Genomic DNA, 21,733 nt, shown 5'->3' on the forward strand with positions numbered 1-21,733 from the left:
GAATCTCGGATCCAATATCCAACATGCGAATCCCGGATATTGGATCCGGTTACGCGACCGGGCGCCGTCCCGCCGCCGGCGTCCGCCCGCCCGGACCCTCGCCCGAGCCCGCGCGCGGCGCGTTGCGCTGGTGACGGCGCCCCATGTCCCGGACCTTGCGGACGCTCGCGATGACGCCGGCGACGAGGGTGCCGCCGTAGAGCCAGCCCGCGTGCACGGCGAGGGCGGTGACGACGGCCATCGCCTGGCCGCCGAAGCCGCCCGTGCCGCCCGCGATGGGGACGACGCCGACAGCGAAGGCGATGGGGACGCCGATCGGGGCGGTGACCAGGTCGGCGGTCCGGACCCAGAGCGCGGTCAGGGCGCTGACCGGCAGGAACAGCAGCCCGTACACGACGGGGGAGCCGTCCAGGAGCAGCTGGTCGAGGAGACCGAGGGCCAGCATGACGGCCGAGGCGAACAGCCCGGCGCCGAGCCCGGTGAGGCGGGGCGAGGGGAGCCGGCGCAGGGCGAGGACGACGGGCGGCACGGGCCGGCGCCCGGCGGGCCGTGCGGAGGCGCGAGCGGCGGGGGCGCCGGGCGCGGCTCCGGCCCGCTCCACGCGGGCGCGCCCGGGCGCGCGCCCGGCCCTGCCGGTCACGCGGTAGACGGCCGCGCCCTCCACGAGCGCGCCGGGCGGTGCGACCGGCGTGGCGGGGGTCTGCGGCCTTCGGCGGCCTTGCGGCTGACTTGTCCTGTGCTGCTCCACACGACCAACGTAGGTCGGAAGGGGGCGGGAACCGGGTCCGGGACACGCCCTTTGGGTGACCTTGCCCGTGAGAACGGCCGAAGGTGTGCGTCACCGGCCGGTTCGGCCCGCCCGTAAACTGGGGGATCGGCCCACCATCCACACCTTCAGGAAGTCGCCACCGTGTCGCTCACGATCGGAATCGTCGGTCTGCCGAATGTCGGCAAGTCGACCCTGTTCAACGCCCTGACCAAGAACGACGTGCTGGCGGCCAACTACCCGTTCGCCACGATCGAGCCCAACGTCGGCGTCGTCGGTGTCCCCGACGCCCGCCTGACCAAGCTCGCGGAGATCTTCGGCTCCCAGCGCATCCTCCCGGCGACGGTCGACTTCGTCGACATCGCGGGCATCGTGCGCGGCGCGAGCGAGGGCGAGGGCCTGGGCAACAAGTTCCTCGCGAACATCCGCGAGTCGGACGCGATCTGCCAGGTCATCCGCGCCTTCAAGGACGAGAACGTCGTCCACGTCGACGGCAAGGTCTCGCCGAAGGACGACATCGAGACGATCAACACGGAGCTGATCCTCGCGGACCTCCAGACGATCGAGAAGGTCCTGCCGCGCCTCCAGAAGGAGATGCGGATCAAGAAGGACACGGCGCCCAAGGTCGCCGCCGTCGAGGCCGCCCAGGCGATCCTGGAGAAGGGCGACACGCTCTTCTCGCAGGGCATCGTCCAGGGCTCGGAGAAGGCTGAGCTCCTGCACGACCTCCACCTCCTCACCACGAAGCCGTTCCTGTACGTCTTCAACGTGGACGAGGACGAGCTGACGGACGAGGCCTTCAAGGCCGAGCAGAGCGCCCTGGTCGCCCCGGCCGAGGCGATCTTCCTCAACGCCAAGCTGGAGCAGGACCTCGCCGAGCTCGACGAGGAGGACGCCATGGAGCTCCTCCAGTCCGTCGGCGCCGAGGAGCCCGGCCTGGCCACCCTCGCCCGCGTCGGCTTCGCCACCCTCGGCCTCCAGACCTACCTGACGGCCGGCCCGAAGGAATCCCGCGCCTGGACGATCAAGCAGGGCGCGACGGCCCCCGAGGCGGCCGGTGTCATCCACACCGACTTCCAGAAGGGCTTCATCAAGGCCGAGGTCATCTCCTTCGCCGACCTCGTCGACACGGGCTCGGTGGCCGACGCCCGCGCGGCCGGCAAGGCCCGCATGGAGGGCAAGGAGTACGTCATGCAGGACGGCGACGTCGTGGAGTTCCGCTTCAACGTCTGATCCGCGTAGCACGTCGGAAGGGGCCGGGCTCTTTGAGCCCGGCCCCTTCCGTGTTTCCGTGCCGAGGTTCCGTGGGTCAGGTGTGGGGGACTGCCGTGGCGAGGACCACGTCGAATTCCTCCAGGCTTCTGGTGGTCACGTGGGCCTTCTCCGTGGCCTCTCCGCGGACCGCCGCGATGGCGCCGCGGGATGCCACGAGGGCGTCGCGGTCGGTGTAGAGCGCGCCGACGGCGGCTCTGCCGTGGTCGCGGTCGACGAGCAGGGAGATGCCGGCCAGTCCGGGGATCTTCTGGACCTTGGGCAGTGCGGTCTCGCGGAACGTGTCCACCAGCAGGTCGATGCCGGAGGGTTCGACGTCCATGCGGAGCAGCCGGAAGCCGGCGCCCGGGCCGAGGTCCTCGGCGCGCCGGGCGACCGCGGCTTCCCAGTTGTCGAGGGTCGTGGTCCGCGCGAAGGGCGCCAGGAGCTCGTCCCGCCGCTTGCGCAGTTCCTCGAAGCTGGCCTGCCGGGAGGCCTCGTCCTCCCACCACGACCCCACCAGGAGCTTTCCGAGCTCGCGGTCGGCGAACAGGCCCATCCCGCGATAGCCGGGCTGCTCCGACAGCAGCGCCCGTCCCTCGGTGCGGAGAGCTTCGGTGACGTCGTCGAGGTCGGCCGGATCGCCCGTTGCGTAGATGCTGCGAACGTACATGGTGCTCTTCCTGTCTTTCCGTGGGGAGGGAGTGGGATCACTCCCGGTGGTGGGGTGGGGTGGGCGCCACCTCCGATGGGGGCATGTCGCGGGCTCGGTCGCCCATCTCGTCCCAGAACTGCCGGAGACCCGTGAAGGACGTCTTCCGCTGCCACCGGGCCCTGCGCCGGAACCGGAGCTGGAACCACGACCGGGGCTGCAGCAGACCGCGCTGGTTCATGCAGAAGACCTCGCTGAGCTCCACCCGCAGGTCCGGGATCTTCGGCGGGCTCGGGCACAGTTTGAACGGGCAGCCGTCGGCGCACTTCGACCCCGGTGGTGTCGACGTCGCGTGGGTGGTCGTCCAGGTGGGATCCATCGTGGTGCGGTCGTGGGTCAGGCACGGGGGGAGCTCCGGCGGGATGCTGCTGTTCCGCTCCAGACGGCGGAAGAGCTCCCTCGGGCGATCGGCCCGTTCGGTGAGGGTGATCAAGAGGACGACATCGGCGAGGAGTTGCTGGGCGTCGGGGTCCAGGGTGCTCCAGCCCGCGGAGGGCGGGATCCAGAGGTGGTGGCGATGGGGTTCGCTGGGAGACCCGGTCTCCGAACCGACCTGGGAGGCGACCAACGCCTCGTCGATCCACAGGAATCGCTCGGGGCGGCGCGTCTGCAGGGCCCGGACCGCGAGCCTTCCGGCCGCCTCCACGAAGGGGTGTTCGTGCTGGCCGGGAGGCAGTTGCAGCCACCGCCGGACCTGCTCCTTCGGGTCGGCCCCGTGCCCGTGCTCGGGCCGCTCCTCCGTGACGTCGTCCGGCAGGGCCCACAGGGTGAGCGCGTGCAGCAGCGTCAGCCGGGTGAACCAGAAGCGGTTGGCCTCCAGCATCTCCCAGGCCTGTTCGGCCAGGAACTCGCGTGCCTCCCCTCGGGCGGCCGGATGGACCCGACGGTTGGCCGCGTGCTTGAAGCCGTGCGCCAAGGCCACCTCCAGGCCCCGCCTCCCGAAGGGATCCTGGCGGTCCTCGCCGCCGGCGGGTGAGGTGAGCGTGCGCAGCCAGGCTTCGAGGTCGTCGTACGGGGTGTCGACGTGGTGTGCCATCGCGACGGAGTCGACCAGCATCGGGATCAGCCGTGCGCTCATCGTGTTCTGGTTCCAATTGCACCGCTCCTGCCGGGACTCGTCCTCCTCCTGCTCCCGTTCGACCCGGGTCTGTTCCGCCCTCGCCCTCCGCTCCAGCTTGCGGCGCTCGCGCTCCCCTTCCGGCCCCGTGGCCCGTCCCGGAACCGGACGGGCCACGGGAGCGGCGAGGGACGTCGCCCAGTCGGTGACGGTGGGGGTCGGTGCGAGCAGCCGGTCGCGCAGCGTCGTGAACGCCTTGTCGCCACCGGCCCCGATCTCGTCCGCGATCGCGATCCGCACCCGGTAGGCGGGCTCCTGACGGGCGATGGAGAACAGCTGGTCGTAGGCCGGCTTGCCGCCGTTCGAGGCCGCACGGCGCGAGGCCGCGCCCAACCGCCTCACCAGCGACAGCTTGGCCGCTCTGATCCTTTGCGGGTCCCGTCCCCGCAGCCTGCTCCACTGCTGGGAGAGCGGCGCGGCGATGGTGCTCGGATCGGGGTGGTTCTCGACGCTGTCGACGTCCAGAACCGCCCCGTACATGTCGAGCAGTTTGGCGGACGACGTACTGTCCGCGGCGCATTTCAGGAGGAGGCGTCGAATGGTGCCGATCGGGCACGCGGGATTCGTTCCGCCCGTGATCGCGCAGATGCACCGGGACGTCTCGTTCAGTGAGCGCGAGTGGAACACCAGGGCGATGAGGATCTCTCGCCCGGGGTTTCGCAGTGCCGCCGGGAAGTAACTCTCGTGCGTCGGAGTGGCGCTCGGGTCGAATTCGTCGAGCACCGCGTCCAGATAGCGGGAGCCGAGATATGCCTGCATGATGCTGTGCTGGAAGCGCACGTACTTGCCGGACTCCTCGACGATTCCCATGCGGGTGCCCCAGGTGGCGGCGAGCCGGAGGTCGAGCTGACTGTCCCCCCTCCTTCTCTCCATTTCTCTGTGGATGACGGGGTGGGCCGAGAGCTGATTGAACTTCACCTGGGACGTATCGGATTTCAACCCGATGCACGCCAGTGCCGAAAGGCACTCCACGGTGACCCGCCGTTCGTCGCGGGTGAGGGGCAGTTCCGGATGGAGGTCGCCGTCGACGAGGGCGCCGATCCAGGTCTCCAGAAGGTCGAATTTCAGTTCCCACGCGTCGTGGTTCGCGTGGTCTCCGTTCCCCTCGTCGTCGCTGACCCACACCTGGTCCAGCAGGCTCCTTCGGTGCAGGTCCTTCGCGATCTGCAGGTAGAGCGGGGACTCCGTGACGTTGGCGACCTCGATGATCCGGGCGAGCCGCCGCTTGTCGGCACGCCAGTCGCCGCTCTCGGCGATGTATTCGAGCGCGGATTCCTCGCTCAGGGGCTCCAGTTCGGTGACCGCCGCCTCCATGGCGCGCAGGGGGTCGTGCGGCCGGGACGTGATGACGAGGGGGAGCCGGGCCTCGCCTGCCGCGCGGATGGCCTTCCGGATCACGTTGTCCCGGTCGACCGCCATGCTGTCGTCGGACAGGGCTTCCTCGAGGCCGTCCGCGAGGACGACGATCTTGTCGTGGCGTCTGAGCAGTCGCCACACCTTCTCGGCCTCGGCGTCGGAATGGGTCTTCGACTCCACGACGCTGCGGAATCGGCTGTACGCGAGCTCACCGAAGTCCAATGTGCCCTGGGCGTCCCGCAGTCGGACGGGGACCGGGAAGGCGCCTTTCCTGGCGAGCATCTCCGTGAGGCGCACCATCAGTGCGGTCTTTCCCGTCCCGATCGAACCCACGACCACGTGGGGGCGCCGGGCCTTGCCGTCCCGCATGTTGTCCATGAGGGCGTTGCACAGCTGATCGCGCCCGACCACGTGCCCCATCAGGCTGCCCGAGGTCTCCACGAGCGACCGTGATTCCCGCCTGGCCTTGCGCATGTAGAACGAGCGGACCGACCGGAACCGCCAGACGAGGAAGAAGATGGTGGTGAGGGACAGGGTGAGGACGGGAAGCACGAGGCTGTTCACGACGCCGCACGAATAGCCGGAAGGCTGGCAGCTCGCGTCCGGGTCGATCTTCCAGGGCCAGCTGGGCCAGATCAGTTCGCCCTCGCTGAACACCGCGACGGCGGCCTTCACGACCCAGAAGACGAGGCACACCGCCAGGATCCCGGCGAGCGTTATTCCGAGCGTTCTCGAGAGGGGGGAACGCCAACGCTTCGCCGAGGAGACGCCCCTGGTCAGCAGCCAGACGCAGTGGAACTGCCTGCCGAACGAGATGAAGGGCCAGCGTATGCGGGACCAGGTCCGCCGGAGCGTCCCCGATGCGGGCGGATCGGGATTCCTGAGGGTGAACCTGATGCGGAGAAAATCGCTGGCGCGACGCATGTCCCTTCCCTCCGCCGCGCGGAACCGGGCACGCTGATCCGCACGATGAACGCTGAAGGTCCGACAGTCGTGGGACTCTCTGGCAACAGGGCCGGCGCGATGCGCAACAGGGCCGGCCGGATGCGATGTCGAGGTCGCCGACGCGAAGAGATGATGTCTGCCGTCGATCTCAGGCTAGCCTCGATCCCTCCCGTGCGCGCGCCGGGGTGAGGAGCCGGCCGGGGTGTCCGCTTCCCGGGCGCCCCCTGCCCGAGGGCGTCCGCCACCAGGCGCCCCCCGTCGTCGTTCGACACGTCCGCGAAAGTTCCATCAGGGAATGGGAAGGTTGATGACAGAGGACTGACAGGGCGCCGGGGATTCCTTGCCCGGCGGCGAATCCGCGAAATACGTTCGTGCCCAATCGAGACCGGGGGCACCATGACACGCGGATTCAGTGGCACGACACGAGCGGCCCGTGCGGTGGCGAAGCCCGTGCGATGCGAGGGGATCGCGTGTCGCGGTGGAGAGGAGACGGCCGGACGGGCCCCGGGGGTCGTCGGGGACGGGAAGCGGCTCTGTGCGGGCTGCGTCGTCCGGCTGACCGGGGGGCTCGCCCGGCTGCCCCGGCTCTACGAGGAGTGCGGGCTGCTCCTCGGGGGTTCCGACCGGCCTCGGGAGCGGACGTCCGGTGGCGGTGCGGCGCCCGGACTTCCGTTCAACACGGCGGCCGCCGAGGCCCGCTCCGTCATCGTCGGCGTGCTGCGCTCCTGGGCCGGTCTCGTCGTCGGGGAGCGGGTCGTCGCCGCGCCCCGGGACACGGTGGCCGGGGTCGTCGGGTTCCTGATCCGGCACGCCGGCTGGCTGGCCGCCCACGAGGCCGCGGGCGAGCTGTCCGAGGAGGTGGCGCGGGCGGTGCGCCGGGCGCGGTACGTCGTCGAGCCGTCCCCCGGGCGGGGCATGCGGGTCGGGGCGTGCGTCGTGGCGGGCTGCGCGGGCGCGTTGACGGCGGTGGCCCGTGCCGACCGGGCGGACACGCCGGTCGAGATCGGCTGCGGCGCGGATGCCTCGCACCGCTGGACGGCGCAGGAGTGGATGGCGCTGAGCCGCGACGTACAGGCGCCCGAGCGGGCCGCCGCTCCGGCGGCGGTGCGCTGGCTGGGGGCCCGGGACATCGCCCTGCTCTGGGGGATCCCCTCCGGCAGCGTGTACCGGCGCGCCAGCGAGCAGCAGTGGCGGCGGCGCACCGGCAAGGGCCGGACGTTCTATCACGAGGAGGACGTGCTGCGGTCCCTCGGAGCGAGGGACGGCGGGCGCCGCTGACGGAGCGGGCACGAGAGCGGGTACGGCCTTCGGGCCGTGCCCGCTCTTCTGTTTCCCGTGGATTTGTGATTTGACCTTTCTCTGACGCGGTCCTGTCGCTGCTTTAAGAAAGTGGCATTGACATCCTCCGGTTCGTCGAAGAAGCTGTTCAGTAACTTCCTCAGTGCTGTGCCCGGATATTCTTTTCCGGGTTCCGGGGAATGGTTCTTTTTACTTCGCGGCGCATCGGTGGATTGTTTCGGTGCGTCTTTTCGGCGTGCCATGACAGTTAAGGCATTCATATGCGGATTCTCATCGCAGTCGCGCCGCTGCCCGCCCATCTGTATCCCGGCGTCCCGCTGGCGTGGGCGCTGCAGAGCGCCGGTCACGAGGTGCGGGTGGCGAGCAACGACAGTCTCGTCGAGCACATCACCGCGGCCGGGCTCACGGCGGTCGGTCTTGGCGAGCGCACGTCCCCGCCCGTGCCCGCCACGGACGAGGAGCTGGAGCGCTTCGGCGACGCGCTCGCGTTCGAGGCCGGCTCCGACTTCGACCGGCTGTTCCGGGCGACCCGCTTCTATCTGATGGCCGCCTATACGCGGTACCACCCGGCCGCGGAGGGCCGGCAGGAGCTCGCGGACGGTCTGGTCGAGGCCGCCCGGAACTGGCGGCCGGACCTGGTGATCTGGGACCCGGCCTGCCCGGTGGGGGCGGTCGCCGCCCGCGAGTCCGGCGCCGCTTCGGCCCGGCTGCTGTGGGGCCCCGACTACTTCGGCTGGATCCGCAGGCGCCTGGTCGAGCGGGCGGCCGACCCGGCGTCAGGAGTGACCGCGGCCACGGATCCGCTGGCCGCGGCGCTGGCCCCGGTGTTCGGCCGCTTCGGCCACGAGTTCTCCGAGGAGCTGCTGCTCGGCGACTTCACCCTGGACCCGCTCCCCTCACAACTGCCCACGATCGAAGGACTCCGCAGGGTCCCGATGCGCTGGGTGCCGTACACCGGGGCCGTGCCGGTTCCCCCGTGGCTGTCCCAGCCACCGGCACGGCCCCGGGTCTGTCTCTCGCTCGGTGTCACCGGGCGTACGGTCCACGACGGCCGGGACGAGCGGGTCGCCGCCGTCTTCGAGGCCGTGGCCGGGAAGGACGTCGAGGTGGTCGCCACGGTCAACGCCGACCAGCTGGGCCCGGATCCGGTCGTCCCCGACAACGTGCGGATCGTGGACTTCCTGCCGCTGACCCAGGTGATGCCGACGTGCGCGGCGATCGTCCACCACGGCGGCTTCGGCACGTTCTTCGCCGCGGCCGCCCACCGGGTGCCCCAGCTGATCGTGGGCGAGGACCTGGGGAGCGCGCTGAACAGCACCCGCTACCTGGAGGCCAGGGGAGCCGGTGTGACCCTGCACGCCGACGGCCTGACCGCGGCGGAGGTGGGCAAGCAGCTCGACCGGCTGCTGACGGAGCCGTCGTTCCGCGACGGGGCGGCCGCCGTCCACGCGGACCTCACGGCCGCGCCCTCGCCGGCCGAGCTGGTGCCCGTACTGGAACGGCTGACCGCCCAGTACCGCGGACGGGGCTGACGGGATGCGCGTGGAGGAGACCCGGGTTCCCGGCGCGTACGTGTTCACCCCGGACCCGATCCCCGATCCGCGGGGCGTGTTCTTCGAGGCCCTCCGGAGCGACCTCGTCGAGGAGACGGTCGGCCGCCCGTTCCGGCCGGCGCAGATCAACTACTCGACGTCCGTACGCAACACCCTCCGCGGCATCCACGGCGTGGCCGTGCCGCCCGGGCAGGCCAAGTACGTGACGTGCGTGCGGGGAGCGGCCCGCGACCTCGTCGTCGACCTGCGGGTCGGCTCGCCGACCTTCGGCGAGCACCACGCGACGCTGCTCGACGCGGAGTCGGGCCGGTCCGTGTACGTGCCCGAGGGCGTCGGCCACGGCTTCCTGACGCTCACCGACGACACCTGCATCTGCTACGTCGTCTCCACGCTCTACGTGCCGGGCACGCAGATCGACATCGACCCCCTCGACCCCGACCTGGCGCTCCCCTGGGGCTTCGAGGAGCCGCCGCTGATGTCGGAGAAGGACGCGAAGGCGCCCGGCGTGCGGGAGGCGCGCGCCGCGGGGCTGCTCGCGGACTGGCACGACCTGCGCCGAGCCGATCTTGACCTCAAGTCGACTTGAGGTTTTAGGGTCTCGGCGACCAGCGCCGAACGACAACGCAAGGAGAATCCTTTGAGTACCGACGCCGGTACGTCGGCCGTGCCGAAGGCGACCCGCAGAGAATGGCTGGGCCTCGCGGTCCTGGGGCTTCCCACCCTGCTCATCGCCATGGACCTGACGGTGCTGCACCTGGCACTGCCCACGCTCACCGCGGACCTCAGGCCGGGCAACACCGAGCTGTTATGGATCGTGGACGTCTACGGCTTCCTCATCGCCGGCTTCCTCCTCCCCATGGGTGCGATCGGGGACCGGATCGGCCGCAGGAAGCTGCTGCTGATCGGCGGCGCCGCGTTCGGAGTGGCCTCGGTGCTCTCCGCGTTCGCGACGAACCCGACGACGCTCATCGCCGCCCGGGGCCTGCTCGGCATCGCGGGCGCCACCCTGATGCCCTCCACGCTCTCCCTGATCCGGGTCATGTTCCAGGACCCCAAGCAGCAGGGTGCCGCCATCGGCGCGTGGACCGGCTTCTTCGGACTGGGCACGGTCATCGGCCCGCTGGTCGGCGGAACGTTCCTGGAGCTGTTCTGGTGGGGCGCGGTCTTCCTGATCGGCGTTCCCGTGATGGCGCTGCTGCTCGTCCTCGGCCCGATCCTGCTCCCCGAGTACCGGGACCGCTCGGTCGCCCGCCCCGACCTCCTCTCCGCGGTGATGTCCGTCATCGCGATGCTCGCCCTGATCTACGGTCTCAAGCGGATCGCCCAGGACGGGCTGCGGCTGGAGTCCGGGCTCTCCCTCGTCCTCGGCGTACTGCTCGTGGCGCTGTTCCTGTACCGGCAGACCCGCCTCGACCAGCCCCTCGTGGACCTCAAGCTGTTCCGCAACAGCCTGTTCGGCACCGCCCTCGGCATGCTGGTGCTCGCCACCCTGCTCTCCGCGGGACTGCAGTTCCTCGTCATGCAGTACCTCCAGCTCGTCAAGGGCCTGAGCCCGATCCAGGCCGGGCTGTGGTCCCTGCCGATCACCCTCGGCGTCATGATCGGCGCCATGGGCGGACCGGGGCTCGCCGGGAAGATGAAGCTCAGCACCCTGCTCTCCGGCGGCCTGGTGGTCTCCGCGCTCGGCATGGTCCTGCTGACCTTCGTCAGCGGCCCCTCCGACCTGTACCTCGCGGTGGGCGGCACGGCCGTGATCGGCATGGGCCTCGGTCCGATGATCTCCCTCGGCACCGGACTGATCGTCGGGGCGGCCCCGCCCGAGCGGGCCGGCGCCGCGTCCGCGATGGCCTCGACCGGCACCGAACTCGGCAGCGCCCTCGGCGTCGCCCTGATCGGCAGCATCGGCTTCGCGGTGTACCGCTCCCGGCTGTCCGACCGGCTCCCCGAGGGCCTGTCGGCGGGCGACGCCCACGCGGCGAAGGACACCCTCGGCGCCGCCGTGGACACCGCGCGCGGGCTCCCGGCCGAACTCGCCGACCGCCTCCTCGCGGTGGCCCGCGACGCCTTCGTGCACGGCCTGCGGACGACGGCGATCGTCGGCGCGGTGCTCGCCGTGCTCCTCGCCGTGGTCGCCGCGACCCTGCTGCGCGGCGCCACGATGCCCGGCCCGCCGCCGGCCGCGGAGGGTGAAGCGGACGAGGCGAAGCCCCTGGAGCGGGTGGACAACTAGGGCCCGCCACGCGGAAGCCGACGACTCGAAAGTGGACGACTGACCATGCCGGACGCGAACGTACCGGCCGGACCGGCCCGGACCCCCGTCGGGGTCTGGGCCGGTTCGGTCCGTCACGACGACCAGACCGACCCCTACGTCATCTCCTTCGCACCGGACGGAACGATCGCGCTCCGCACGTCCGGCACCGTCGGCACCGGGACCTGGGCCGCGGGGGAGGCGGGGCGATTCTCGTACGAACTCACCGAGACCTTCACCCCGGCGAGCGGCCGGGCCGGCCGGATCGAGGCGACCGTCGAGGCCCACCTCGACGGCGACGCCCACCGCGGCACCGGCACCGCCCGGATCAGCACCCCCGACGGCGTGCCGGTGCACACCACCACCGCCGAGTTCGCCGGCGAGCGCGTCGCCCGCGAACCCGCCGGCTGGCACGGGCTCGTGACCCTGGGGACACCGGTCCGCGGACGGGTGCTCTTCCCCGGGGACGAGGGCTTCGAGGAGGTGGTGGACTCCGGCTGGCTGCTCACCGTCGAGCACCGGCCGGCCGCGGTCGTGATCGCCGCCGACGCCGAGGACGTGGCCGCCGCCGTCCGGTTCGCCGCCGCGGCCGGCCGGCCGGTGGCCGTGGAGTCGACCGGCCACGGCAGGTCGGTGCCCGCCGACGGCGCGGTGTTCGTCTCGACCCGGGAGCTGCGCGGGCTCTCGGTCGATCCGCGGGCCGCGACCGCCCGGATCGGGGCGGGGCTGACCTGGGGCGAGGTGCTCGACGCCACCGCCGGGCACGGCCTCGCGCCGCTGAGCGGCTCCTCGGCGGACGTCGGGGCGGTCGGCTTCCTGACCGGCGGCGGACTCCCGCTGGCCTGCCGTACGTACGGCTTCGCCGCGGACCGGGTCCGCTCCCTGGAGCTGGTCACCGCCGACGGCCGGGTCCGCGCCGTCTCGCCGGCCCAGGACCCCGACCTGTTCTGGGCGGTACGGGGCGGCAGGAGCAACTTCGGCGTGGTGACCGCGGCCGAGATCGACCTGGTCCCGCTGCGGGACGTCTACGCCGGCGAGCTGTACTACCCGGGCGAGGACCCCGCGCACGCGGCGCACGTCGTGCGGTCGTACCTGGCCTGGGCCAAGGACCAGCCGGACGAGATGTCGTCCTCGCTGACCCTCGTGCGCTTCCTGGACCTGCCGAAGGTGCCCGAGGAGTACCGCGGCCGGTCCTTCGTCCTCGTGCACGTGCTGTGCACCGCGGGGGAGGGGCTCGGCGAGCGGCTCGTGGCGCCGCTGCGCGCGCTCGCCCCCGAGCGGGACAACTGCGCCACCATGCCGTACGCGCGGGTCACCGAGCTCCACCACGACCCGAAGCAGCCGGTACGCGTCCACTTCCGCAGCGCGCTCCTCGACGAGCTCGACGACACGGCGGCCGAGACGCTGGTCTCGTTCATCGACCCGGCGCTGCCCGGCGGGCCGTACCCCAACATCGAGCTGCGTCACCTGGGCGGGGCGCTGAGCCGCCCGCCCCGGCGGGCGCACGCGGTGGGCAGCAGGACCGCGGCCTTCCATCTGTGGACGCGGATACCGGCCCCCGCCGAGACGGCCGACGAGGCCCGCCGGCTCTCGGACGAGGTGCTGGCACGGCTGAGGCCGTGGGACACCGGCGAGCTGCTGCCGGGGTTCCTCTTCGACCACGACGCCGGCCCCGAGCGGGTCCGGCGGGCCTACGCGGAGCCCGACCACCGGCGGCTGACCGGGCTGAAGGCCCGGTACGACCCGCAGAACCTGTTCCGCATCAACCACAACATCCCGCCCGTCCCGTGACGGTGCGTGAGAGGGGGATCAACCGGAATGACAGTCTCCACCGAGATACGGACGACGGTGGCCGAGGCCGCCGCACTGGCCGGTACCCAGGCCGCGAAGGCCGACGCCGAGCGCAGGGTGAGCGAGGAGGTCGTACGGGCGGTGGTCGACGCCGGCTTCGCCCGGTGGCTCGTACCCGCCCGCTGGGGCGGCTCCGACCGCGGCTACACCGAACTGACCGAGGCCGTGGCGGAGATCGGCGCGGAGTGCTCCTCCGCCGCCTGGCTCGCCTGCCTCGCCGCCCACGCCGCCCGCTACGTCGCCTGTCTGCCCGAGCAGGGCCAGGCCGACATCTGGGGCGACGGCCCCGACACCCTGGTCGCGGCCGTCATCAAGCCGCAGGGCACGGCGGCCGCCGTCGACGGCGGCTTCCGGCTCTCCGGCTCCTGGACCTACGTCAGCGGCGTCGAGCACTCCGACTGGGCGCTGCTCACCGGCCCCACGCCCGGCCCGAAGTCCGGCGGCCAGCCCATGCGGCTCTTCGCCGTCCCGCGCCGCGACTACACCTTCGAGGACACCTGGTCCTCCCTCGGCATGCGGGGCACCGGCAGCCACACCCTCGTCCTGGACGACGTGTTCGTGCCCGAGCACCGGGTCTGCCTGCGCGAGGACGCCTTCCGTGGCGCGACCGTCGGCCTGCCCGGGCGGGCCCCGCTGCCCAACCCGGCCGTCAGCGGACTGACGTTCGTCGCCCCCGTCCTCGGCGCCGCGCGCGGCGCGCTCGCCGTCGCCGCGCAGCTCGTGGCCGTCGCCCCGACCGGCCCCCGGGCCGCCGCGGGCCAGGCCTACCAGGTGGAGTTCGCCCGGGCCGCCGGCGAGATCGACGCGGCCCAGCTGCTCCTGGAGCGGGCCACCGCCGTCGTGGACGGCGGCACCCTGACGCCGGAGCTCGCGCGCCGCAACCGCCGCGACTTCGCCCTGGCGCTCCAGCTCCTCGCGGACGCCACCGACCGGCTGCTGAGGATCGGCGGCACCCGCGCCCAGGAGGACGGGCACCCGCTCCAGCGGTACTGGCGGGACGTCCGCTCCGTCACGAGCCACGCGGTCATGCAGTTCGAGCCCGCAGCCCTCGACTACACCCAGGGCCTCGCCGGTCCGGCCTGAAGGAGACGACGATGATCCTGGTATCCGGAGCCACCGGCCACGTCGGCCGGCCGCTCGTGGACGAACTGCTCGCCGCCGGCCGCAAGGTGCGGGCGCTCAGCCGAGACCCGCACGGGGCGGCACTGCCCGCCGGGGTCGAGGTGGCCGCCACCGCCGACCTGCCCCTGGAGGGCATCACCTCGGCGTTCTTCGTCATGGCCGCGTTCCCGGGGGGTACGGCCGAGCCGATCGCCCGCCTGAAGGAGGCGGGCGTCCGGCGCATCGTCGCCCTCTCCTCGTACTCGGTCCTCGACGACGACCCGAAGAACATGATCGCCGTGAAGCACCGGGACCTGGAGCGCCAGATCCGGGAGACCGGCGCCGAGTGGACGTTCCTGCGGCCCGCCGGCGGACTCGCGGCCACCGCCCTGGAGTGGGCCGGGCAGATCCGTACCGAGGGGGTCGCCCGCTTCCCCTTCGGGGAGGCGTGGACCGCCCCCGTCCACGAGCGGGACATCGCCGCCGTGGCCGCCCGCGCCCTGCTCACCGACGAACTCGTCGGCGAGGCACCGCTGTTCAGCGGACCCGAGTCGATCACCTACGCCGACCGGGCGCGGATCATCGGCGAAGCCACCGGCGAACCGGTCCGGTTCGCCGAGCTCACGCACGACGAGGCGCGGCAGGCCTGGCTCGCGGCCGGCATCCCGCCGCACGCCGTCGAGGCGCGGCTGCGGATGTTCGCCACGATGGTCGGCCGCCCGCACGAGATCTCACCGGTCGACCCCTATCTGGGAAGGCCCGGGCTGAGCTTCGCCCAGTGGGCCGCCGACCACGCCGACGCGTTCCGGAAGGGGACGAAATGATTCTGGTAGCCGGTGCCACGGGCAACGTGGGCGGCGAGCTGCTGCGGCAGCTGCGGGCCGAGGGAGCCCCCGTCCGGGCCCTCACCCGGAACCCCGCCCGGGCCGGGCTCCCGGCCGATGTGGAGGTCGTCGAAGGGGACTTCGGCACACCGGAGTCCCTGGCCAAGGCCTTCTCCGGGGTCGAGGCCCTGTTCCTCATGATGTCCGGGAACGAGACCGCGGTGGTCGAGGAGGCGGCCCGCGCCGGGGTACGGCGGATCGTGCTGCTCTCCAGCGTGGCCGTGGAGACCCGCCCCGACTCCCTGATCGGCCGCGTGCACCACGAGGCCGAGCGGGCCGTCGAGGAGTCCGGCCTCGAATGGACCTTCCTGCGGCCGGGCCAGTTCGCCTCCAACACCCGCGGCTGGGCCGCCCAGATCGCCCGCGGGGACGTCGTCCGGACGCCGTTCGGACAGGTGGGGCTGCCCGCCGTCCACCCCGGCGACATCGCCGCGGTCGCCAGGACCGCCCTCACCCGCGAGGGCCACGCGGGCGCGGTGTACGCGCTCAGCGGCCCCGCGCCCGTCACGCCCGTCGAGCAGGTCGCGGCGATCGGCGCCGCGATCGGCCGGAAGCTGCGCCACGAGGAGTCCACCCCGGAGCAGGCCGCCGCCGAGATGGCCGCCTTCATGCCGGCCGAGATCGTCGCCGCCACCCTGGAGTTCCTCGGCAGCCCCACCGCGACGGAGACCCGGGTCCTGCCCACCGTCGAGCAGGTGACGGGCCGTCCGGCGAGGACCTTCGCCGAGTGGGCGCGCGACAACGCCGACGGGTTCCGCTGACACCCGGGAGAGAGCATGGGGGCGCGACAGTGTTGACCCAGCGCGGATTCCGCGACGTACTGGGACGTTTCGGCACCGGTGTGGTGCTGGTGACCGCGGAGTCGGAGCGCGGGCCGGTCGGCATGGCGGTGAACTCCTTCACCTCCGTGTCCCTCGACCCGCCCCTGATCGCGTTCTGCGCCGCGCTGACCTCGACCACCTGGCCGGCCGTCCGCGCGGCGGGCGGCTTCGCCGTCACGATCCTCAGCGACGCCCAGGAAGACGTCTGCCGGACCTTCTCGGCCCGCGACGCGGACCGGTTCGCCGGCGGGAACTGGATACGGACCGCCGCCGGACACCCGGTGGCGGCGGACGGACTCGGCTGGCTGGACTGCCGCATCAGGTCGGTCCAGCTCGCGGGCGATCACGAACTGGTGATCGCCGAAGCGGCGGACTGGTCCCTCGGGGCCGAGACGAGACCGCTGATCTTCCACTCCGGTCGCTACGCCGGACTGACGGAGCGATCACACGCACGATGATGGGGAGAAATCTGTGTTCCTGGTGACCGGAGCGACCGGCAACGTCGGCCGTCACGTCGTCGAAGGGCTGCTCGCCGAGGGGCAGTCCGTACGGGCCCTCACCCGCGACCCCGCGGCGGCCCGCCTGCCCGCCCGGGCCGAGGTCGCGGTCGGCGACCTCACCCGGCCGGAGACGGTCGAGCCCGCCCTGAAGGGCGTCTCCGCGCTCTTCCTGTTCCCCTCGCCGGGCACGGCGGGGCCGGTCGTCCGGGCCGCGCAGCGGCAGGGCGTGCGCCGGATCGTCCTGCTGTCCTCCTCGGCCGTCGCGTACGAGACCGAGGGCGCCGACAACGCGATCGTGGCGTTCCACAAGGAGATCGAGCGCGAGGTCGAGGCCTCCGGACTGGAGTGGACCTTCGTCCGGCCCGGTGCCTTCGCCGTCAACACCCTCCAGTGGGCGCCGCAGATCCGCGCCGGGGACGTCGTGCGCGGGCCGCACGCCGGGGCCGAGATGTCCATGATCCACGAGCGGGACATCGCGGACGTCGCCGTCCGGGCGCTGCTCACGGACGGCCACGCGGGCGCGAAGTACGTGCTGACAGGACCGGAATCCCTCACCCAGGCCGAGCAGGCCCGGCGCATCGGCGAGGCCGTCGGGCGGCCCGTCCGGTACGAGGAGCTGGCGCCCGCCGCCGCGCGCGAGGAGATGCTCCGCAACGGCGTCCCGGCCGCCTTCGCGGACATGCTCCTCGCCTTCCAGGCCGGGCTCGTCGGCGTCCCCGCGGAGGTCACGACGGTGGTCGAGGAGATCACCGGCCACCCCGCACGCACCTTCGACGCATGGGCCGCCGAGCGCGCGGCCGACTTCCGCTAGGGCCTGTCCGGCGGCCCGGGGCCCCGGCCCCGGGCCGCGTCCGGCAAGAGGCCCGGCCCCTCCCCGCGGGCCCGGCCCGTACGAGACACGAACGAACCACGAGAGAGGTGTCCTCATGGCAGATGTGATCATCGCCGGCGGCGGCCCGACCGGCCTGATGCTCGCCTGCGAGCTGCGGCTCGCCGGAGTGGACGTGCTGGTCCTGGAGAAGCTCGCACGGCGGACCGGTGAGTCACGGGCCGGCGGCCTCCACGCCCGCAGCGTCGAACTCCTCGACCAGCGCGGGATCGTGGACCGGTTCCTCGCGGAGGGCAGCGCGCAGCCGCTCGCGCACTTCGCCTTCATGCACCTGGACATCGACGACTTCCCGACGAGGCATCCGTACGCCGTCGCCATCCACCAGTCCCGGATCGAACAGCTCCTGGAGGACCGCGCGCTGGAACTCGGCGTCCGGCTGCGCCGGCCCGCCGAGGTGATCGGCCTGGAGCAGGACGAGACCGGCGTCCAGGTGGAGGTCGCCGTCGACGGCGGCACCGAACGGCTGCGCGCCGACTACCTGGTGGGCTGCGACGGCGGCCGCAGCAAGGTCCGCAAGCTGACCGGCATAGGCTTCCCCGGCACCCCTGCCACGCTGACCGCGCTCCTCGGCGACGTCGAGCTCACCGACCCGCCCTCCGAGATCGTCTTCGGCCAGGAGGGGCGCCGGGACAACGGCTTCTACATGAACTTCCAGTCCGAGTACCCCGGGCTGCGCCGGATCATCACGGTGGAGTTCGGCAAGGTCACGGACCGGGACGCCCCCGTGACCGTCGAGACGCTCAGCGAGGCCTGCGTCGAGATCGTCGGCACGGACTGGGGCATGCACAGCCCGCGCCGGCTCGACCGGTTCAGCGACGCCTGCCGGCTCGTGGACGCGTTCCGCCAGGGGCGGGTCCTGCTCGCCGGGGACGCCGCGCACGTCCACTTCCCCTCCAGCGGCCAGGGCCTGAACCTGGGCCTCCAGGACGCCGTCAACCTGGGCTGGAAGCTCGCCGCGGTCGTGAAGGGCGAGGCCCCCGACGAGCTGCTCGACACGTACCACTCCGAGCGGCACCTGCACACCACGCACATGCTCAACAACATCCGCGCGCAGACGGCGCTCTGGCCCGCGGGCTCCGAGGCCGACGCGCTCCGCCGGGTCTTCGAGGACCTCATCGAGTTCGAGCACGGCAACCGCTACCTCGGCGGCGTCATCAGCCAGCTCGACACCCACTACCCGGTGGGCGACGGGCACCCGGCCCTCGGCCGCCGGATGACCGACCTCGACATCAAGTCGCCGACCGGCCGGGTGAGCGTCTACGAGCTGCTCCACGGCGCACGGCCCGTGCTGCTCGACTTCAGCGGCCGCCCCGACGTGCGCGCCGCCGCCGACGGCTGGACGGACCGCGTGGACCTGGTCGAGGCGGAGCCCCAGGACGACCACTGGGCCTTCCCGGTCATCGGCGACGTCCCGGCCCCCGCGGCCGTCCTCGTCCGCCCCGACGGCCACGTCGCCTGGGCCACCCCCACCGCGGCCGCCGCGGGGATCGAGGCCGAGGGCCTCACGGACGCGCTCACCCGGTGGTTCGGACCCGCCCGGGCCCGCCGGGAACAGGACGCGGCCTGACCGGCCACAACCCGACCACCACCACCCTCCGAACGGGAGCAACAGCGTGTCGCTGGACGAACCGACGACCGAGACCGCCGACACCGCCACCGGCTTCGCCGCACTCCAGCGGCTCGCCGACCTGGTGACCCCCATGGCGGTGAGAGTGGCCGCCCACCTGCGGCTCGTCGACCACCTGCGCGACGGTGCGCACGACCTGGCATCGCTGGCGAAGGCGACCGGTTCCCACCAGGACACGCTGAGACGACTGATCCGGCACCTGGTCGCCGTCGGCGTCCTGACGGAGCCCGCCCCGGACCACTACGAGCCCACCGCGGTGGGCGAGTTGCTCGCCCACGGCCATCCCGCCACCCAGGTCGGCTGGCTGGATCCGAGCCACATGGTCGGCCGGGCGGACCTCGCCCTCGTCCACCTCTTCGAGGCCGTGCGCGACGGCGAAGCCGTCTACCGGCAGCGGTACGGCAAGGAGTTCTGGGAGGAGGTCTCCGACGACCCCGCCCTCGGCGCCACCTTCTACGACATGATGGCCAACGGCCAGCGGACCGTCTTCCGGCAGGTGGCCGAGCGGCACGACTGGACCGGCGTACGGCACATCCTGGACGTGGGCGGCGCCGACGGCGACCTCCTCGCCGCCGTCCTCGCGCAGGAGCCCGGCATCAGCGCCGGCCTGCTGGAACTGCCCGGCCCGGCGGCCCGGGCGCGGACGAAGTTCGAGGGCACCGAACTGGCCGACCGGGTCACCGTGTTCGACGGCAGCTTCTTCGACCCGCTCCCGGTGACCGCCGACACCATCACGCTGTCCTTCGTCCTCCACAACTGGTCGGACGAGGACGCCGTACGCATCCTGCGCCGCTGCGCGGACGCGCTGGAGCCGGGCGGATCCGTGCTGCTCGTCGAGTGCGCCGACCAGTCGCCCAGCGCGCCGGATCCGGCGTTCACGAGCGCCGATCTCCGGATGCTGGTCTACTTCGGCGGCCGCGAACGCACCCAGGGGGAGTGGCGGGACATCGCCGTCGCGGCGGGCCTGGACATCGCCTCGCTGTCCCCCGCCCTCGCCTATGGCGCACGCGTCGTCACCTTGGTGAAGACGCCCTCCTGATTTCCGGGAATGCCCGCACGGCGGTGATGAAGGAGCGTGTCCGAATTCGATCGGGACTTTCCTTCCTCGGTTGACAGGAAAAAGTCCCGAATGACACGGTCCGAAGATCTGAAAGCATATTAAGGAGTCACTCTGTGACAGCACCTCACGGCCGAGCCGCCCTCGCGATCGAGGAGCTCACCGATGAGCAGTACGGACAGGTCATCCGCCCCGGCGACGCCGAGTACGACGCGGCCCGCACCGTGTACGTGGGCGATGTCGACCGCAGGCCCGCCGTGATCCTGCGCCCGCGGAACGCCGGACAGGTGGCGCGCGTCGTGACGCTCGCCCGGGAGACCGGGACCGAGTTCGCCGTCCGCGGCGGCGGGCACAGCGGCGCCGGGCACGGCGTCGTCGAGGGCGGCATCGTCCTCGACCTGCACCACCTGAAGGGCCTGGAGATCGACGTCGAGGCCCGCACGGCCTGGGCGGAGGCCGGGATCTCCGCCGGCGAGTACACCGCGGCGGCCGCGGAGCACGGGCTCGCCACGGGCTTCGGCGACAGCACCATGGTCGGCGTCGCCGGCATCACCCTGGGCGGCGGCATCGGCTTCCTGTCCCGCAAGTACGGCATGACCATCGACGACCTCCTCGCCGCGGAGATCGTCACGGCCGACGGCGAACTGCTCTCGGTGGACGAGCGGCACCACCCGGACCTGTTCTGGGCGATCCGCGGCGGCGGCGGCAACTTCGGCGTCGTGACCCGCCTCAAGCTCCGCCTCCACGAGGTCGACGGCGTCTACGGCGGCATCATGGTGCTCCCCGTGACCCCCGAGATCCTCGAGGAGTTCATCGCCGAGGCGGAGGCCGCCCCCGAGGAGCTCACCACGATCGTGAACGTGTGGACGGCGCCGCCGTTCCCGTTCATCCCCGCCGAGCAGCACGGCAAGCCGATCATCCTGGCGGTGATGTGCTACGCCGGGCCCGCCGAGGACGGCGAGAAGGTCATCGGCCGGTTCCGGGCGATCGCCCCGCCGCTCGCCGACATGGTGCGGGCCATTCCGTACCCGGCGATGTTCGGCCCCGCGGACCCCTCGGCGCACCCGATCTCCGCGGTGCGCAACATCTTCATCGACCGCGTCGACCGGGCGACCGCCGAGGCCATCCTGGACCGCACGGCCGCCTCCGACGCGATCACCGCCGGTGTGCAGCTGCGGGTCCTCGGCGGCGCCATCGCGCGCGTGCCCGACGACGCCACCGCCTACCCGCACCGGCAGAGCCGGATCATGGCCCATCTGACCGCCGTCTACGCGGACCCGGCCGACGCCGACCGGCACGAGGCCTGGGTCGAGGAGTTCATGACCGCGATCCGGCAGTCCGACTCCGGCTCCTATGTGAATTTCGTGGTGAAGGCCGGAGCCGAGGACGTCCGGGAGACGCTCTACCCGGGCGCCACCGGAGAACGCCTCGCCCGGATCAAGGCGGAATACGACCCGGCCAATCTTTTCCGCTCCAATCACAACATCGTGCCCGCGACATCGGGGTGACGTAACCGGGCGATGCTCCGGATTCCCGGGAAGGGGACGCCGTATTCGGCGTCCCCTTCTTGTCGTTCTCTCGCCGTTTTCCAGTCGTTTGGAGGAAAGTCAATGACAGCCGACAGAACGGAGACCCGGACGCGGGCGGGGGGGGGCCCCGCGGGGGGGCGCCCCCCCCCCCCCCCGCGCCGCCCCCCCACCCCCCGCCCCCCGCCCGCGGGGCCGGCCCGCCGCGCCGGCGGGGCCCCCCCCCGCCA

17 protein-coding genes are annotated in these 21,733 nt (G+C 72.3%); 14 read left to right on the top strand and 3 right to left on the bottom strand.

Going from position 1 to position 21,733, the window contains the following annotated elements:
- Positions 1–49 precede the first annotated feature (49 nt).
- Positions 50–748, bottom strand: coding sequence for a DUF6542 domain-containing protein (locus ACWGN5_RS04695; protein ID WP_453511277.1), 699 nt, complete (start codon positions 746–748; stop codon positions 50–52).
- Between the two features lie 162 nt (positions 749–910).
- Here ACWGN5_RS04695 and ychF point away from each other — a divergent pair, with 162 nt between their 5' ends.
- Positions 911–1,999 (top strand): redox-regulated ATPase YchF, encoded by a 1,089-nt coding sequence (ychF, locus tag ACWGN5_RS04700; protein ID WP_453511278.1) that lies wholly within the window; start codon positions 911–913, stop codon positions 1,997–1,999.
- A gap of 76 nt (positions 2,000–2,075) precedes the next feature.
- Here ychF and ACWGN5_RS04705 read toward each other — a convergent pair whose 3' ends face one another.
- Together ACWGN5_RS04705 and ACWGN5_RS04710 are read right to left on the bottom strand one after the other, a co-directional pair.
- A complete protein-coding gene (locus ACWGN5_RS04705) occupies positions 2,076–2,690 on the bottom strand; it encodes an antibiotic biosynthesis monooxygenase (RefSeq protein WP_453511280.1) in 615 nt (204 codons plus the stop codon).
- A 37-nt stretch (positions 2,691–2,727) separates the two neighbouring features.
- Complete coding sequence (locus ACWGN5_RS04710) at positions 2,728–5,898, bottom strand: NACHT domain-containing protein (protein WP_453511281.1); 3,171 nt, start codon at positions 5,896–5,898, stop codon at positions 2,728–2,730.
- Positions 5,899–6,585: 687 nt separating this feature from the next.
- On the opposite strand from ACWGN5_RS04710, the gene ACWGN5_RS04715 reads away from it, so the two are divergent.
- From ACWGN5_RS04715 to ACWGN5_RS04775, 13 genes are all read left to right on the top strand, one after another.
- Positions 6,586–7,425: a hypothetical protein gene (locus tag ACWGN5_RS04715; RefSeq protein ID WP_453511283.1), complete on the top strand. Its 840-nt coding sequence runs from the start codon at positions 6,586–6,588 to the stop codon at positions 7,423–7,425.
- A gap of 281 nt (positions 7,426–7,706) precedes the next feature.
- Positions 7,707–8,978 (top strand): nucleotide disphospho-sugar-binding domain-containing protein, encoded by a 1,272-nt coding sequence (locus ACWGN5_RS04720; protein WP_453511285.1) that lies wholly within the window; start codon positions 7,707–7,709, stop codon positions 8,976–8,978.
- Between the two features lie 4 nt (positions 8,979–8,982).
- On the top strand, positions 8,983–9,585 hold the full coding sequence (locus ACWGN5_RS04725) for a dTDP-4-dehydrorhamnose 3,5-epimerase family protein (RefSeq protein WP_453511286.1): 603 nt from the start codon (positions 8,983–8,985) through the stop codon (positions 9,583–9,585).
- 51 nt (positions 9,586–9,636) lie between these two features.
- A complete protein-coding gene (locus tag ACWGN5_RS04730) occupies positions 9,637–11,229 on the top strand; it encodes an MFS transporter (protein WP_453511287.1) in 1,593 nt (530 codons plus the stop codon).
- 45 nt (positions 11,230–11,274) lie between these two features.
- A complete protein-coding gene (locus tag ACWGN5_RS04735) occupies positions 11,275–13,038 on the top strand; it encodes an FAD-binding oxidoreductase (RefSeq protein WP_453511289.1) in 1,764 nt (587 codons plus the stop codon).
- Positions 13,039–13,065: 27 nt separating this feature from the next.
- Entirely contained in the window at positions 13,066–14,181 is a 1,116-nt protein-coding gene (locus ACWGN5_RS04740) for an acyl-CoA dehydrogenase family protein (protein ID WP_453511291.1), read from the top strand.
- An 11-nt stretch (positions 14,182–14,192) separates the two neighbouring features.
- The gene (locus ACWGN5_RS04745; protein WP_453511292.1) at positions 14,193–15,023 is read left to right on the top strand and encodes an SDR family oxidoreductase; all 831 of its coding nucleotides are present in this window, start codon (positions 14,193–14,195) and stop codon (positions 15,021–15,023) included.
- A complete protein-coding gene (locus ACWGN5_RS04750) occupies positions 15,020–15,844 on the top strand; it encodes an NAD(P)H-binding protein (protein WP_453511294.1) in 825 nt (274 codons plus the stop codon). Before ACWGN5_RS04745 ends, ACWGN5_RS04750 begins: the two co-directional genes overlap by 4 nt.
- Positions 15,845–15,876: 32 nt before the next feature.
- Positions 15,877–16,362: a flavin reductase family protein gene (locus ACWGN5_RS04755; protein ID WP_453511295.1), complete on the top strand. Its 486-nt coding sequence runs from the start codon at positions 15,877–15,879 to the stop codon at positions 16,360–16,362.
- A 13-nt stretch (positions 16,363–16,375) separates the two neighbouring features.
- Positions 16,376–17,215, top strand: a complete 840-nt coding sequence (locus tag ACWGN5_RS04760; RefSeq protein WP_453511297.1) for an SDR family oxidoreductase — start codon at positions 16,376–16,378, stop codon at positions 17,213–17,215.
- Positions 17,216–17,330: 115 nt separating this feature from the next.
- A complete protein-coding gene (locus ACWGN5_RS04765; protein ID WP_453511298.1) occupies positions 17,331–18,860 on the top strand; it encodes an FAD-dependent monooxygenase in 1,530 nt (509 codons plus the stop codon).
- 46 nt (positions 18,861–18,906) lie between these two features.
- Complete coding sequence (locus tag ACWGN5_RS04770) at positions 18,907–19,959, top strand: methyltransferase (protein ID WP_453511300.1); 1,053 nt, start codon at positions 18,907–18,909, stop codon at positions 19,957–19,959.
- A 134-nt stretch (positions 19,960–20,093) separates the two neighbouring features.
- Positions 20,094–21,485 (top strand): FAD-binding oxidoreductase, encoded by a 1,392-nt coding sequence (locus tag ACWGN5_RS04775; protein ID WP_453511302.1) that lies wholly within the window; start codon positions 20,094–20,096, stop codon positions 21,483–21,485.
- Positions 21,486–21,733: the final 248 nt, after the last annotated feature.

It is taken from the genome of Streptomyces sp. NPDC055815 (assembly GCF_053616475.1).